Annotated in this window: 14 protein-coding genes; 7 read left to right on the forward strand and 7 right to left on the reverse strand. The window is 55.5% G+C overall.

Annotation, left to right across the window (positions count from 1 at the left end; genetic code table 11):
* Positions 1 to 14: 14 nt before the first annotated feature.
* A complete protein-coding gene (locus tag OGY18_RS21995) occupies positions 15 to 254 on the reverse strand; it encodes an STY4826 family bacteriophage gene regulatory protein (RefSeq protein ID WP_000468231.1) in 240 nt (79 codons plus the stop codon).
* Between the two features lie 3 nt (positions 255 to 257).
* Positions 258 to 1,001 (reverse strand): capsid size-determining scaffold Sid, encoded by a 744-nt coding sequence (gene sid / locus OGY18_RS22000; protein ID WP_286554351.1) that lies wholly within the window; start codon positions 999 to 1,001, stop codon positions 258 to 260.
* 539 nt (positions 1,002 to 1,540) lie between these two features.
* Here sid and OGY18_RS22005 point away from each other — a divergent pair.
* The 5 genes from OGY18_RS22005 to OGY18_RS22025 are packed head-to-tail and all read left to right on the forward strand — an operon-like array spanning position 1,541 to position 5,244.
* Entirely contained in the window at positions 1,541 to 1,807 is a 267-nt protein-coding gene (locus OGY18_RS22005; RefSeq protein ID WP_181022907.1) for a helix-turn-helix transcriptional regulator, read from the forward strand.
* Positions 1,804 to 2,355 carry a host cell division inhibitor Icd-like protein gene (locus OGY18_RS22010; RefSeq protein WP_103283440.1) on the forward strand — a complete coding sequence of 184 codons (552 nt, stop codon included), beginning with the start codon at positions 1,804 to 1,806 and terminating at the stop codon, positions 2,353 to 2,355. The genes OGY18_RS22005 and OGY18_RS22010 overlap by 4 nt, the downstream gene beginning before the upstream one ends.
* Complete coding sequence (locus OGY18_RS22015; protein WP_001216599.1) at positions 2,352 to 2,579, forward strand: hypothetical protein; 228 nt, start codon at positions 2,352 to 2,354, stop codon at positions 2,577 to 2,579. The genes OGY18_RS22010 and OGY18_RS22015 overlap by 4 nt, the downstream gene beginning before the upstream one ends.
* Complete coding sequence (locus OGY18_RS22020; RefSeq protein WP_103283441.1) at positions 2,576 to 2,896, forward strand: DUF5375 domain-containing protein; 321 nt, start codon at positions 2,576 to 2,578, stop codon at positions 2,894 to 2,896. The genes OGY18_RS22015 and OGY18_RS22020 overlap by 4 nt, the downstream gene beginning before the upstream one ends.
* Before the next feature lie 14 nt (positions 2,897 to 2,910).
* Complete coding sequence (locus tag OGY18_RS22025) at positions 2,911 to 5,244, forward strand: primase-helicase zinc-binding domain-containing protein (RefSeq protein ID WP_286554375.1); 2,334 nt, start codon at positions 2,911 to 2,913, stop codon at positions 5,242 to 5,244.
* Between the two features lie 545 nt (positions 5,245 to 5,789).
* Here the strand turns inward: OGY18_RS22025 and OGY18_RS22030 are convergent.
* The 5 genes from OGY18_RS22030 to OGY18_RS22050 all read right to left on the reverse strand — a co-directional run bounded on the left by OGY18_RS22030 (position 5,790) and on the right by OGY18_RS22050 (position 10,699).
* Positions 5,790 to 6,662, reverse strand: a complete 873-nt coding sequence (locus OGY18_RS22030) for a phosphorothioated DNA-binding restriction endonuclease (protein WP_286554378.1) — start codon at positions 6,660 to 6,662, stop codon at positions 5,790 to 5,792.
* A 501-nt stretch (positions 6,663 to 7,163) separates the two neighbouring features.
* Positions 7,164 to 8,420, reverse strand: a complete 1,257-nt coding sequence (locus tag OGY18_RS22035; RefSeq protein ID WP_286554383.1) for an NAD(P)/FAD-dependent oxidoreductase — start codon at positions 8,418 to 8,420, stop codon at positions 7,164 to 7,166.
* The gene (locus OGY18_RS22040; RefSeq protein WP_286554385.1) at positions 8,407 to 8,661 is read right to left on the reverse strand and encodes a (2Fe-2S)-binding protein; all 255 of its coding nucleotides are present in this window, start codon (positions 8,659 to 8,661) and stop codon (positions 8,407 to 8,409) included. Before OGY18_RS22040 ends, OGY18_RS22035 begins: the two co-directional genes overlap by 14 nt.
* Positions 8,658 to 9,761: an NAD(P)/FAD-dependent oxidoreductase gene (locus OGY18_RS22045; protein WP_286554386.1), complete on the reverse strand. Its 1,104-nt coding sequence runs from the start codon at positions 9,759 to 9,761 to the stop codon at positions 8,658 to 8,660. The genes OGY18_RS22040 and OGY18_RS22045 overlap by 4 nt, the downstream gene beginning before the upstream one ends.
* Positions 9,758 to 10,699, reverse strand: a complete 942-nt coding sequence (locus OGY18_RS22050) for a 4-hydroxyproline epimerase (protein ID WP_286554388.1) — start codon at positions 10,697 to 10,699, stop codon at positions 9,758 to 9,760. Before OGY18_RS22050 ends, OGY18_RS22045 begins: the two co-directional genes overlap by 4 nt.
* 308 nt (positions 10,700 to 11,007) lie before the next feature.
* Between OGY18_RS22050 and OGY18_RS22055 the strand changes: the two genes are divergently transcribed.
* Both OGY18_RS22055 and OGY18_RS22060 read left to right on the forward strand, forming a co-directional pair.
* Positions 11,008 to 11,823, forward strand: a complete 816-nt coding sequence (locus OGY18_RS22055) for an AraC family transcriptional regulator (RefSeq protein ID WP_008786078.1) — start codon at positions 11,008 to 11,010, stop codon at positions 11,821 to 11,823.
* Positions 11,824 to 11,961: 138 nt separating this feature from the next.
* Positions 11,962 to 12,882, forward strand: coding sequence for a dihydrodipicolinate synthase family protein (locus OGY18_RS22060; protein WP_003830108.1), 921 nt, complete (start codon positions 11,962 to 11,964; stop codon positions 12,880 to 12,882).
* Positions 12,883 to 12,896 lie beyond the last annotated feature (14 nt).

Here is a 12,896-nt window from a genome sequence, read left to right on the forward strand (position 1 = left end):
TGTCTCTCTCCTGATTAATGCCGGAACGGCGAGCTGTAGCAGCCCTGTACTTTACGCGGCGGCGGTGGCGTCACCGGTGCGGGGTCGGTTTTTTCCGGTGCGGCACGTATCACACCGTCAACCGACTCGATGGTGCGGAAAGTGGCCGAGCATTCGATATTGGTACACTGGTGATAACGCTGTTTGACGTTTTCCGACAGATACCGGCTGGTACGGACGTGCGCGGTCTTTTTGCAGAACGGACAGTGAAACATAATTCAGCCCTCTGCCTGTTCGTGGTCTTTTGCGGCCAGTTCAGCGGCAAGCTTCATCCGTCTGGCCGGGCTTCTTAACAGCGCCATATCAACCCCGGTTATGACCGGGCGATTCATGCCCGTTACGGACAGGACCGGCTCCTGCTCCATATCAAAATGATACAGGGCTGACTGCATATTCAGGGCATCACCCAGCTCACGGGTCACGGTCGCACGCGGCGAGGTTTCTCCGCTCATTTCCAGCGACCGTATACGCAACAGAAAGGCACGTAACAGTGCGGGGCTGATACCGGTCAGCGCCTTCTTCCACTCGCTGTTGGCGTAAGTGGTGAACGCTTTTTCATGGGCGCTGATATAAGCCGTACCGGAGGAGCATGCACCAAGCATGGCGAGGCTTTTGTCTTTCTCCAGCTCGGTAATCAGACCGGTGAACTCATCAGCCAGTTCGCGGCTGGCGATACGTTTACTGTGTTCAGCTTTCAGTTCAGGAGTGAGGTTGCCGCGCAGAGTTCGAAAGCGGCTGCGCCAGTCCTGTTCGGCCTGTGCACTTTCACTGAGGGCGGTCTGTCGTTCCTGCTCACAACGCTGAATGGAAGCCTCAATGTCGCTGAGTTTACCCATGCTGGTCGTGTGTGCGTCTTTTGCTTCATTAAGTGCGGCCAGCGCACCGGCAATACGTTGTTCCGCGCCTTCATCCTGTTTACTGATAACGGTCTGCATGGCTTTTATAATGAGTTCGGGTTTCATGTTCAGGCTCTCCGTGTGTTCAACCTGAAATGATTCTGACGCCTCCTGCACAACAACACGATTCATTGCCGTTGTCAGAGTGCTGGCACAAACAGACCTTAAAATCAGGCTGGCCAGAGAAAGGTCGCAGGAAAACCTTACTCACCGTTTGTTTTTTTACTTATAACTATTCACCACTGTTCACCTTAAATAAAAAGATAAATAATACAGTAAGTTAAAGGGTGAACAGTTGAAGGTCTGACTGTTCACCGTCTGTTCACCACTGTTCACCCTTCAGTTTTTTCAGCCAGTCAGCCACTTAGACTTTTTAGTGATTAAAAATAATAAATATATAAATAAAAGTAATTATCGGTTTGCCATTTTGTTATCAGAGATTGTCAACAATTGTCACTGTTTGCCACTGTATAAAAATCGCTCTGTTGTGTGGTGGAGTAATACAAAATGACTTGTTGCCCTGAAGGAAAATATTCACAAAATAGAGAGCTACCCGAAGCCGGACGGACACGCCCGGCACTGTATGGACTTTGTGAGGTAGCCCGATGCACACTGCTTTTTCTTCCCCGTCTTCTGCCCCTGCCGCGCCGCTGATGCCGGTTTCTGATACCGTTCACGAGCGCTTTATCCGTCTGCCCGAAGTGATGCATCTGTGCGGCCTGTCCCGCTCGACCATTTACGACCTCATCAGCCGGGAATCTTTCCCGAAACAAATCTCCCTCGGTGGGAAAAACGTGGCGTGGGCGCAGTCTGAAATCACCGCATGGATGGCAGATCGCATTGCCGAACGTAACCGGGGCTATGACGCATGATGATGATCGTTCAGCAAACAGCCCCTTTTTCTGGCTTGCTTCTTTTCGCCGTTTCCAGGTATAGTTTTCCCGCTGTCGCAAAATCGGCAGCCGGGATTTGCAGCCCGTGTAACTTCAAGGCGACACAACACGCGCCGAGCGTGTTTTTTTATGTCGTTGCTCAGGCACACCTATTTTTCGGGCTGTGGTGCTTACACCTTGGCTCCTGTCAGATAATGGTGGTCCGGGCGGGGCAGCCTTCGGGCTGGCCGGTTTCCTTGAAGGCCGGTACTGCAAACCCCGTCCGGGCTACCACCCATGAGATTTGCAGCTCCGGTGGTGGCAATAACCGCTACTTCAAGGAGGTTGCCCTTATGGCTACGACCCTCACCCCGTCACACCCGCAGTTTGTCTTTGTGTTTGCCGCTGTTCGTCGCGCAGACCGTAAACCCCGTATCTGTATGCTCCGCACCGTTGCCGGTGATGAACACGCTGCACGTCGTTCCCTCGTTCGTGATTACATCCTCTCGTTCGCTGGCCGTCTGCCGGTTGCGGAGGTGCGCGCATGAGACACACCACCATTACTGCCCGTGACCTCGAATGTCTGGAGCATATGCGCAACGTCGGCCAGCTCGTCGGCGACCTGATGCAGGTGCAGGACTGCGCCACCGTTCGTCGTGACCCTGCGCAGCAGTTACAGCTCACCTCCGTGATTTACCTCATGACCGCCCAGCTCGACGGCGTGGTCGAACGCTGCAATCAGCAGTGGCTGACCGGGGAGGGTAACGTATGAAAAAGCCATTACCGCCCGTATTACGCGCCGCGCTGTATCGTCGCGCCGTGGCCTGTGCATGGCTGACCCTGTGCGAACGCCAGCACCGCTACCCGCACCTCACCCTCGACGCGCTGGAAAGCGCCATTGCCGCCGAGCTGGAGGGCTTCTACCTGCGCCAGCACGGCGAAGAAAAAGGCCGCCAGATAGCCTGTGCACTACTGGAAGATTTAATGGAAGCCGGACCACTCAAATCCGCGCCGTCGCTGTCCTTTCTCGGGCTGGCCGTGATGGATGAGCTTTGCGCCCGTCATATCACCGCACCGGTACTGCACTGAGGGAGAAAACAACCATGAAAATGAACGTAACAGAAACGGCAAAACAGGCGTGCGGCCACTGGCCGCGCATTCTCCCTGCGCTGGGTGTGAAGGTGATTAAAAACCGCCATCAGTCCTGCCCGGTGTGCGGTGGCTCTGACCGTTTCCGCTTTGACGATAAAGAAGGGCGCGGGACGTGGTTCTGCAATCAGTGTGGCGCAGGTGACGGGCTTAAGCTGGTAGAGAAAGTGTTTGGCGTGACCCCGTCAGAAGCTGCCGGGAAGGTGAACGCCGTGACCGGCAATCTGTCGCCGGTTGCCCCGGAAGTGATTGCGGCCGCAGAGGCCGAAACTGTGGCCGACCGCAAAGCGGCGGCCGCGCTGGCCGTCAGGCTCATGGAGAAAACCCGACCGGCCACCGGCAACGCCTACCTCACCCGCAAGGGTTTCCCCGCTCTGGAATGTCTGACGCTCACCGCCATGCATAAAACCGGCGGCGTGACGTTCCGCGCCGGGGATGTGGTTGTCCCGCTGTATGACGATACCGGCGCACTGGTTAACCTTCAGTTTATCAATGCTGATGGTCTCAAACGCACCCTGAAAGGCGGTCAGGTCAAAGGGGCGTGTCATATCATCGAAGGGAAAAAACAGGCCGGAAAACGCCTGTGGATTGCGGAAGGTTATGCGACCGCGCTCACCGTGCATCACCTGACCGGGGAAACCGTCATGGTGGCGCTGTCCTCCGTGAACCTCCTTTCTCTGGCGAGCCTTACCCGTCAGAAGTCCCCGGCCTGTCAGATTGTCCTCGCCGCCGACCGTGACCTTAACGGCGACGGCCAGAGTAAAGCCGCTGCGGCCGCAGATGCCTGTGAGGGCATTGTTGCCCTGCCGCCGGTGTTCGGTGACTGGAATGATGCGTTTATACAGTACGGCGAGGAAGCCACGCGCAAAGCCATTTATGACGCTATCCGGCCTCCGGCACAAAGTCCGTTTGATACCATGAGTGAGGCGGAATTTACCGCCATGAGCGCCAGCGACAAGGCTTTGCGGGTGCATGAGCATTACGGCGAAGCGCTGGCGGTGGATGCAAACGGCCAGCTCCTGTCCCGCTATGAAAACGGCATCTGGAAAAATATCCCTGCCGCCACTTTTTCACGGAATGTGGCTGATTTATTCCAGCGCTTACGCGCCCCGTTCTCATCCGGGAAAATTGCCTCGGTGGTGGAGACCCTGAAACTGATTATTCCGCAGCAGGATACACCGGCGCGCCGTCTGATTGGTTTTCGCAACGGGGTACTCGATACCCAAAGCGGCGTATTCAGCCCGCACCACAAATCGCACTGGCTGCGCACGCTGTGTGATGTGGATTTCACCCCGCCGGTGGAAGGCGAAATGCTGGAAACCCACGCGCCGAACTTCTGGCGCTGGCTCGACCGGGCGGCCGGTAAAAATCCACAAAAGCGCGACGTGATACTCGCTGCGCTGTTTATGGTACTGGCGAACCGTTACGACTGGCAGCTCTTTCTCGAAGTCACCGGTCCCGGCGGGAGCGGCAAAAGTATTCTGGCCGAAATCGCGACCCTGCTCGCCGGGGAAGATAATGCCACGTCAGCCGATATCGACACACTGGAAGACCCGCGCAAGCGTGCCTCCCTGATTGGCTTCTCGCTTATCCGTCTGCCAGACCAGGAAAAATGGAGCGGTGACGGCGCAGGACTCAAGGCCATCACCGGCGGCGATGCAGTTTCAGTTGACCCGAAATACCAGAATCCGTACTCAACGCATATTCCGGCGGTGATTCTGGCCGTGAACAATAACCCCATGCGCTTCACCGACCGCAGCGGCGGCGTCTCCCGTCGCAGGGTGATTATTCATTTCCCGGAGCAGATTGCCCCGGAGGAACGCGACCCGCAGCTCAGGGATAAAATTGCGCGCGAGCTGGCCGTGATTGTGCGCCAGCTTATGCAGAAGTTCAGCGACCCGATGACTGCACGCGCACTGCTCCAGTCGCAGCAGAACTCCGACGAGGCGCTCAGCATTAAGCGTGATGCAGACCCGACGTTTGATTTTTGCGGCTATCTGGAAATGCTCCCGCAGACCAGTGGGATGTTTATGGGGAATGCCAGCATCATCCCGCGTAATTATCGTAAATATCTCTATCACGCGTATCTGGCCTATATGGAGGCTAACGGCTACAGGAACGTGCTCAGCCTGAAAATGTTCGGGCTGGGGCTGCCCATGATGCTGAAAGAGTACGGCCTGAATTATGAGAAGCGGCACACCAAGCAGGGGATACAGACTAACCTGTCGCTGAAAGAGGAAAGCTACGGCGACTGGCTGCCTAAGTGCGACGAACCCACAGCGATATAACCTACCTCAGACCGGCAACAGCCGGTCTTTTCCTTTCTGGCCATTGCCACAGGGTGAACAATCCACTGTTCACCCTTCACCGTATATTCACCCTGTATCACCATGAAATTATTGATAAAAAAACAGAGGTGAACAGTGTGAACAGTAAAACCTGAAAAAACTTTTTATCACCCCTCACATCGCCTGAGCGGACGGTTCCAGAACGAGCACAAATCACAAAGGTGAAGAGTCGACTGTTCACTCTTCACCAACCATTCACCACTTATCGTTATGATATTAAAAAGAAAAATGAAAAGGTGAACAGTGTGAACAGTTATATGGAAAAAAAGAATTTTACTGATGTTCAATATTACCCCGGTTAGGATCCGTATATCGGAACCTAACCGATGGGGAAAATATCAATTTCCTTTTGAATACCAATCAGTTGTGAACTTAAGGGGCTTAAAAAACCATGGGGGCACAAAAGGGGGCACATAAACATGTGTTCTTTTTTATTTTCTTTGTTTTCAGTTTATTACATTGTGTTTTGAGTCCGGCCTTCGCACTCACCCTCTAAACACCTCCTTCCTGTGCCACTCCACAAAACCTTCTTTTGGATAATTCTCGCGCATCATTGGCAGCGCTATCGATTTACCGTCGAAATCCCAGAATAGTCTGCCCACCATGCCGCTGCCATTTACTGCGGGTGACACCTGAACTCGCATACTCTCATCCAGCCCAATCGAACTTTTATCAAATGCTTTATGGTGGATTGCACACAGCGCCAGGCCGTTTGAAATCTCGCACGGACCGCCGTGCTGTTTCCATTTAATATGGGCGGCCTCCAGGGCAACCGAAGTGCTGTCGTGGCGCATATTGAAGCCACAAATGGCGCATTTATAGTTATAGGCACGCAGAACCTGCTGGCGGAACAATGGGTCCCGCTGTTTGCGGATTTGCAGGATATCAAACCCCAGTTCATCCGCGATCTCTTCCTGGATGCTTTCGGTGAAGTGAGCCTCGAGAATTTGCTGTGCCAGGGTGTTAATGAGGTTTTTGCTCTTTTTCAGTAGGGCAAAATGCTGTTCATCAAAACCTCCCGCAACGTTATGCGTCACCAGTTCTCCGGCGGGGGGCTGTTTGCTGCTGCCGGATGTTGAGCAATGCTCGGCGTTTTGGAGCTCCCAGAATCCATCGCCCTGTAAGCGCCAGAAGGGCATATCCGGGCGGTACTGCGCGCGCTGTGGTCCAAATTGCTCCAGCAGGCTATGCAAGGGGTCGCGAACTTCTGAACCGTAATCAAACAGGCGGTCATGGCCTTGCTGATACCCCGCCAGCACGTGAAGCAGCAGTAGGGGCTTGTGCGGCGCGCGTTGTTCGCCTTTACGCCAGATGGTGATGTCAGCAATTGCCTGTTGCAGGGATTTACTGGAAGTCATTGATTTCATTTTCGGGTAAATAATTGCGATGATGCTCGCAAAATATCACTTAATCAAGCGTTGCTGTGTCTATTACGGCCAACACTAAAAATAATATTCATTATCGAATTCGCAGATTAAATAAAACACTTTTTTCGCCATATTATTTTAAAGTTATTCATGCTCATTCATAGGGGTGTTTTATAAAAATAAACCTTGCTTTAGTAAGTGTTATTTTTTCTAACTATATGGAAAGAAAAGGTTATTTCCTGGGGTGTTATGCTGGTTTCTGCTTGTTAATAAAAGCAATATCGGTAATTTGAAGTGTTGGGTTTATCATATTTTAAACATGCATGACATTCCCTTTATATTTTTGAATGTTTGGCATAAATAGGACGCTCGGTTCCCAATACACAGAGCGAAATAGATATGGGTGAAGATAAAAATTATTCCCTTTGACGAAATGGTCTACGGATACACCACATCAAAAAAGGCGCCAGTGGGCGCCTTTATACCTGACCATCACCCCTCAGGTTTTGCTAGATGGATAAGCGTGTCGATACGCGCAGGGGAGAGCGGTTCGCGCGGCTGCGGCAGCGGCCAGCCGTACAGCCAGCGGGCACTGGTGGCGCAGACTTTCCCCTGACAAGCCCCCATTCCACAGCGTGAAGCGAGCTTTGCCGCCTGCCAGCTTTCGGCGTTTTGCACGTCGCCACAACGAATATCCTCACAACGACAGAGCAGCGTATCTGCGGTGGTCGCGGCTTTTAGCGACTCCGGCAATGCAAAAGTCGTATGCAGCGCGTGGGCAAAACGCTGCCAGCGGGCGCGCGCGGAGATGGCGCTTTGGGCCTTTTGCGGACAATTTGCGGCGGCATAGCCAGCAATCTCTCCCTCGGCTAACGCCAGCTCGCTGCCGCCAAAGCCCGTGCATTCTCCTGCCGCATAGATATCCTGCACGCTGGTGCGTTGCTCCGCATCGACCCAAATAGCCTGATTTTCTGTTTTGCAGCCAAAGATTGCGCCAGGTTCTATATTCGGTACCAGCCCATAGCCAATGGCCAGCCTGTCGCAGACGATCTCCCGGGTTTGTCCCTGGTGGCGCACGGTCACTGACTGAAGACAGGGAGTACCCTGCGCTTGGATGACCTGGCTTGCCGGATGATAACGGGCTGGAAAGAGCTCGCCGAACTGACGCAATTTTTCAGGCCAGCGCCAGAGCCCGGTTGCGAAACGGGCCAGTGCGGTTATCGGGGCCTGTTCGATAATGGCGACAATATTCCCGCCAGCGCGTTTCACCGTACTGGCGACCGCCAGCAGAAGAGGACCGCTGCCTGCAATGACCACGCGTTCCCCCTTGAGTTGTAGGCCGTGTTTTATCTGCGCCTGCAGGCCTCCGGCCCCCGTCACATTGGGTAGTGTCCAGCCGGGAAAAGGCAGCGAGAGTTCTCTGGCGCCGCAGCATAAAATCAGCCGCTGCCAGCGGATTTCGCCGCAGTCGTCTGCGGTTTCGAAGACTACGGAATGTGGGGTGGGGCGGGCAATTAGCCGGGCACCGCTCAGCAGTGTGATGTTGGGATGTTCAGCTACCGCCTGACGAAGCCGTCTGGCGTGCCGGGGGAGTGAGACCTGCGGCCCGTCGCGCCAGATTTGCCCGCCGGGGCGCGGGTTATCATCAAGGATTATCACTGATTTTCCACAGCGTGCGGCAGCCAGTGCCGCCGACAACCCGGCTGGCCCTGCGCCAAGGATCAGGATCTCACAGTCAACGCTTTGCATGATGGCTCCTTTCAATCACCATTTCGGGCTGGCATTCCGCCTGGCAGGCCAGCACCCGGTGTCCGTTCACCGTGACGCGGCACTCCTGGCACACCCCCATTCCGCAGAAGGGTGCGCGCAGTTGACCACTCACCGAACGACGGGTCACGCCGTTGCCCACCAGGGCCAGTGCTGCTGCAATACTCATTCCGACGGGAACCTCACAGGTCTGGCCGTCGATAATTACCTTCAGGGTTGTCATGCGATGGCCTCCTGCTTGTGCAGGCGAGAGGGGAGCCAGGCATCCGGGGACACCGCCGGACGCTCGCCAAGGATCTGGGCGCAAAGTAACTCGGCGGTTGCTGGCGCGGTTGTGACGCCCAGTCCTTCATGTCCCAGCGCCAACCAGATACCCGGACGCGCAGGATGTGGGCCAATCAGCGGGTTGCCGTCAGCCGATGCCGCGCGAAAACCGCTCCAGCAACGAATGATATTAAGTGCCTCAAGAGAGGGTAAAAAATGGCGCGCGCGCGCCAGCATCTGTGCCAGCAGAGGGAGGTCAACCTCGCGGTCGGTGTTATCAAACTGGCGAGAGGAGCCAATCAGCAACTGTCCGGTGGGGCGTGGCTGAATGTTAAAGGCCACTGAGGTGCCGCCTGCATGGGCGCTGGCACCGTACCCCAACTCTACCAGCTGGTGGCTGAGCAAGGGGCCGTAGCGGTCGGTGATCGCCAACTGGCCTTTTTTGGGTCTGAGCCAGTTTTCACCCAGCAGCGTATTGGCCCCCAGACCGCTGGCGATGACGATGGCGCGTGCGCGCAGTCGTTTGCCGCTGTGTAGGGTGACGTAAGGGGCATCAACAGAGAGGGCGCTATCCCGAAGATGCGTTACATCGGCATCGTTAATAAACCAGCGGGCGACGTTTGGGGCGTAAACTATCCCGTCACCGGGGACCCACAGCCCGCCAGTGAGTCCGGTGGTGAGCAGCGGTTCGCGCGCGGCAAGCCGATCGCGGGTCTGCATTTCGCTGATAACCTGGTATTGTGCCATTCGTTGTTTTTTTTCTTCTGCCAGCGCAAGCTCTTGCGGCGTTTCCGCCAGCCACAGCGTGCCGCATCCGCGCCAGGCACAGCTTTCCGGCATCCGGGGCGTCAGTTTGCGCCAGCTCTCCAGAGACCAGGCAGAGAGTGCGAGCTCCGCAGGATCGTCATCCATGCACACCAGGTGACCCATACCCGCCGCCGTCGCGCCCGCATTGCCGTCATCGACCAGCGTGACTCGCTGCCCGCGAGCGGCCAGTTGCCAGGCGCAGGCGGCCCCGATAATCCCGGCACCGATGACGATGACGTCACTTTCGATCACAGCGAGATCCCCCAACAGAACGGATCTTCAGGATTGAGGATCAGCCGGTTGTCGCCACAGACCCATGCCTCTCCGCGGATCGTCGGGACGATCTTGTCGCCATGCGGCACGAAATGCGCCGTAAATTCGCTGCCGATGATGCTCGCCTGCCGCCAGGATTCTCCGGATTTGAGTTTTCCGTCCTCTGCCAGACAGGCCAGTTTGGCGCTGGTGCCGGTGCCGCAGGGCGATCGATCCCAGGCTTTACCGGGGCAGAGTACAAAGCTGCGGCTATCCGCGCGATCATCTTCTGCAAACAGTTCGATGTGATCGATAATGCCGTCGTGTTCGCCACGGATGCCTGCACGATCTAACCCTTCACGGATTGCCCATGCGTACTCCGTCAATTCAGGGATCTTTTCCGGCGAGACCGCGAACGGATGATCGTTGACGAGGAAAAACCAGTTGCCGCCCCAGGCGATATCACCCGTTACCGTACCGTGGACGGTTTCAACCTGTACCTGCTTACGCCAGCGGTAGGCCGGCACGTTTTCGACCGAGACGCTGCCGTCTTCGTGCAGCGTGGCGGTCACATCGCCCACCGGCGTTTCAATCAGATGTTTACCGGGTTGAATGCGCCCAAGCCATGCCAGCGAGGCAATCAGCCCGATGGTGCCGTGACCGCACATGTTCAGAAAGCCGCAGTTGTTAAAGAAGATGACTCCCGCCGTGGCCTGTGGCGAAACCGGTTCACAGAGCAATGCACCGACCAGAACGTCGTTACCGCGTGGCTCAAGAATAATGGCTTTACGCCAGTCGTCGTAGTCGCGGGAAAAGCGCTCCCGACGCTCGCTCATGCTCCCCGTACCCAGATCCGGAAAGCCGTCGATGACCAGGCGAGTGGGTTCACCGCCGGTGTGAGAATCAATCACTCTCAGTTCACTGTACTGCGCTGTCATAGGATCTCCGGAAAGTTAATATTTTGTTGCTAAATGCTGACGCAAGCCTTGCGTCCCGGCTTGATCGCTTTCGTCACCGCAAATGACGAAATCAGCATAATGGCCGCTGTCATCGTTAAGTCGGTATCATATTTATTTGTTATTAATCATTTCGTTAGTGGTGTGGTAAACCAAAAAAGGCAACCGCGCCAGTGGCTGGAAAAGGGGAAGTTATAAATCTACGGCAGGATCGCAAAACGCAGTAAGGATGCTTGCTCGGTTAACAAAAAGTTAATAAATATTCAGGTCACTAATCGGGAGGAAGCATGATGTCCTGTGTGATTAATGATGTGCGGGCCCCGTCGCCGGTGCCGGAAGTGGCTGAACTTAGCCAGATATGTGAGGGGTTGGCGCGTCAGCGTCCGGACAATATCCAGACGTTGCTCCATGCGATGGCATTGATTGCGCCGCTGCTCAATGCCATTCCGAATGTGGTTTTTTTTATCAAAGATGTGCAGGCCCGCTATTTGATGGTCAATATGACCCTGGCACGACGCTGCGGGTTTAAGACGGTGGTTTCTCTGCTGGGTAAAACTTCTGCTGATGTTTTCCCTTCAGCGCTTGGGCTGGGCTATACCGAGCAGGATATGCGGGTGCTGCGCGAAGGGGTAACGCTACGCGATCAGCTGGAAATGCATCTCTACAACGGTCGTGAACGCGGCTGGTGTTTGACCCAGAAGCTGGCGCTGCGGGATGCGCAGGGCCAGGTCATCGGTATGGCGGGGATTTCACACGATCTGCAGGAAGCGCAGGCGCGTCACCCGGCGTGGCAGCGGCTGGCGATCGTCGACGATCATATCCGCAACCATTATCACCGTCCCATCGCGATGGAAGAACTAACCGCCCTGAGCGGCATGTCGGTGGCGCAAATTGAGCGCTACTGTAAGCGTATTTTTCATCTCACTCCGCGCCAGATGATCCACAAAGTTCGGCTGGAAAAAGCTACCGAACTGCTGGCGGGCGATACGCCGATTACCGATATTGCGTTGCAGTGCGGTTATACCGATCACAGCGCGTTTAGCCGCCAGTTTAAGGCGATGACGGGCTCTACGCCGCGTGATTTTCGCATTACGCTTGCCGGGTAAGACACACTCACTGTGCTAATTTCGTCATCAAAGAGGAAGAAAACCACCAAGCAGTCGGTCGCCTGAAACGTCAATCTGTCAGTGAATATTCACCATTCATTCACTTTCAATTAACAAATTGACGACAAGGAACCGAACATGAGCAAGAAAGCCATTCACTGGAGCGGTGTATTCCCGGCAGTCAGCACCCAGTTTCGTAGCGATTATTCCCTGGATCTGGATGCCACCCACACGGTGATGAAAAACCTGGTCAAGGATGGTGTTTCTGGCCTGGTGGTGTGCGGCAGCGTGGGGGAGAATACCTCTCTGACCACGCAGGAAAAGCTGCAGATCATCGAAGTAGCGAAAGATGCTGCGGGCGGTCAGATCCCGGTCATTGCGGGGGTGGCTGAATTCACCACCGCGTTTGCACAGAAGATGGCGAAAGAGGCAGAGCGCGTGGGCGTCGACGGTATTATGGTGATGCCTGCGCTGGTGTATTCCTCAAAACCGCATGAAACAGCGGCCCACTTCCGCAGTGTGGCTACAGCTACCGACCTGCCTATCATGGTGTACAACAACCCGCCGATTTACAAAAACGACGTGACGCCGGATATCCTGGCGACGCTTGCCGACTGCGACAACATCGTCTGCTTCAAAGACTCCTCCGGCGATACTCGCCGTTTTATCGACCTGCGTAACTCTGTTGGCGACCGCTTTGTGCTGTTCGCTGGGTTGGATGATGTGGTGGTCGAGAGCATTGCCGTTGGGGCGGAAGGCTGGATCTCCGGAATGTCGAACGCCTTCCCGCGTGAAGGGGAGACGTTGTTCCGCCTGGCGAAACAACAGCGTTATGAGGAAGCGATGGCGCTTTACCGCTGGTTTATGCCGTTGCTGCATCTGGATGCGCGCCCGGATCTGGTGCAGTGCATCAAGCTTTGTGAAGAATTGCTGGGGCGCGGCAGCGCCATTACCCGTCCACCGCGTCTGGCGCTGGAAGGGGATACCCGTGCGCAAGTGGTGGCGATTGTTGAGAAGGCGCTGGCGACCCGTCCACAGCTGCCGGATGTCGGCCTTTAAGTAAAGGAGTGATG

Origin of the sequence: Citrobacter sp. Cpo142 (assembly GCF_030332425.1) — a bacterium.
GTDB lineage: Bacteria > Pseudomonadota > Gammaproteobacteria > Enterobacterales > Enterobacteriaceae > Citrobacter > Citrobacter portucalensis.